At 46.6% G+C, this 1,677-nt stretch carries 3 protein-coding genes; all 3 read right to left on the bottom strand.

The annotated features are described in order from the left end of the window. The coding region (locus SPADD19_RS01625; protein WP_277619460.1) for an MFS transporter at positions 1-1,002 on the bottom strand (1,002 nt) is incomplete at its 3' end. A gap of 16 nt (positions 1,003-1,018) precedes the next feature. Then, positions 1,019-1,615, bottom strand: coding sequence for a dephospho-CoA kinase (gene coaE / locus SPADD19_RS01620; protein ID WP_061455035.1), 597 nt, complete (start codon positions 1,613-1,615; stop codon positions 1,019-1,021). Beyond that, positions 1,616-1,677, bottom strand: a 62-nt coding sequence (locus SPADD19_RS12305) for a zinc finger domain-containing protein (protein WP_277619459.1), incomplete at its 5' end; no start/stop codon positions are given.

The following is a 1,677-nucleotide window of genomic DNA, read 5'->3' as shown; positions in this document are numbered from 1 at the left end:
AATCCCTTCAGGAGGGGTTAAACGATTCAATAATGCAGAAACTCCAGGTAGTAGGGCTCCTGTCCCGATCCCAAAGAGGAAGCGTAAAATCCCTAATTGAAGGGGTGATTGCGCTTGGGCACAAAGAATATAGAGACAGCCACTATAGAGAAGGGCGATTAATAAGAGCCGGTGATTCCCGATTCGGTCTCCGAGTTTTCCCATCCAACCTGAAAAGAGCATACTAGAGACTCCCATAGCTGAAACAATCATCCCCGATACAAAGATCAGGTTATCTCTTTGTCCCAAAGCTCGCACATAAAGAGGCAGGATCGGAGAAATAGATTGGGCGATCATTTGAATGGTCATGCTGGTCAAAAAGAGTCCCAAGAGGATATCTTTTTGCTGAATGGACATGAGCAACTCCCAACTGGATTTTTGTTCTTCTTTTGGAAGGGGTTCATAGTCTTCCTCAATGCCCCAGAAGGTTAAGAGGGAAACCAAAAATAAGAAGAAGCCGACCAAGAGAAAGACATTGCGCATTCCTAGATTTTCAGCAATGAGTCCTCCAATCAAAGGCCCCATCAAGGTTCCAGCCACGACACCGGTCGACAAAGTCCCTAGGGCATAGCCGGATTGGTCCTTGGGAACTTGACTAGCAATCAGGGCTGTACTATTGGGGACAAAGCCTGAAAAAACCCCATTGAGCAAGCGCAGGACCAAGAGCCAAAAGACGGATGGGACAAAGGCAATACCTCCCATGGTCAGCGTCATGGCAATAGAAGCTCTAAGCATCATAGGTTTTCGACCATAGCGGTCGGCTAAGCTCCCCCAGATGGGAGACATGATCGCAGAAGTTACAGAAGAACTTGCGACGGCTATCCCAGCATAAAAGGGAACAGCCTTGCCCGTAACACCCAACTCTTCCACAAAGAGGGCCATAAAAGGAACGACTAAAGAAAGGCTGGCTCCGATGAAAAAGCACCCGATCCAGGCAATATATAGATTTTTACGCCAATTGATTTCTCTTGTGATAAAATCATCTTCTTTCTAATTGTTGTAGGGCTGCATCTAATTGGGCATAGAGGGCAGCAAGATCGCCATTATTGTCTAAGACCAGATCTGCATGGGCGCTTTTTTCATCTAGCGGCATTTGAGACGCAATACGTTCTTGGGCCTGCAGTTCTGATAAGTGGTTGCGTTCCATCAGGCGCTTGAGCTGGGTTTCTTTTGATACAGCTACCAACCAGACAGATTCAAACCACTCTTCATAGCCTTGCTCGATTAAGAGTGGAATATCCATAAAAAAGAGATCGGATTGTGCAGCTTGTCTATCTCTTACCTCAGCTAGAGCCTCACGAATAAGCCTTCCTTGGACGCGATTGGACCAGTCTCTTTCACTAGGGTCTGAAAAAATCCGCTGACCCAAAGCGACGCGATCCAGCTCTTCTTCTTTGGTAAGAATCTCTCTACCAAAATGATCCACTAGGACACGGTAGAGGGCTCCTCCTGGTGCTTGCAAATCATGAACCACTTGATCCGCATCAATGACAGGATACCCTTTTTCTTTCAAATAGGAGGTGACAGTGGACTTTCCTGAAGCAATTCCTCCTGTTAATCCAATGATTCTTGCCATCTAGTTCTCCTTTTGACAGTGAGGGCAAAAATGAGTTCCACGTCCCCCCAGCTGGATTTTCT

The sequence above is a fragment of the Streptococcus parasanguinis genome, from assembly GCF_001578955.1.
Lineage (GTDB): Bacteria > Bacillota > Bacilli > Lactobacillales > Streptococcaceae > Streptococcus > Streptococcus parasanguinis_U.
The sequence above is the reverse complement of the archived record's forward strand: the minus strand, read 5'-3'. Positions and strand labels throughout refer to the sequence as shown.

What these genes read in the sequence shown, in the direction of transcription:
- coaE (WP_061455035.1), bottom strand. Translation starts at nt 1,615, where the DNA reads ATGGCAAGAATCATTGGATTAACAGGAGGAATTGCTTCAGGAAAGTCC.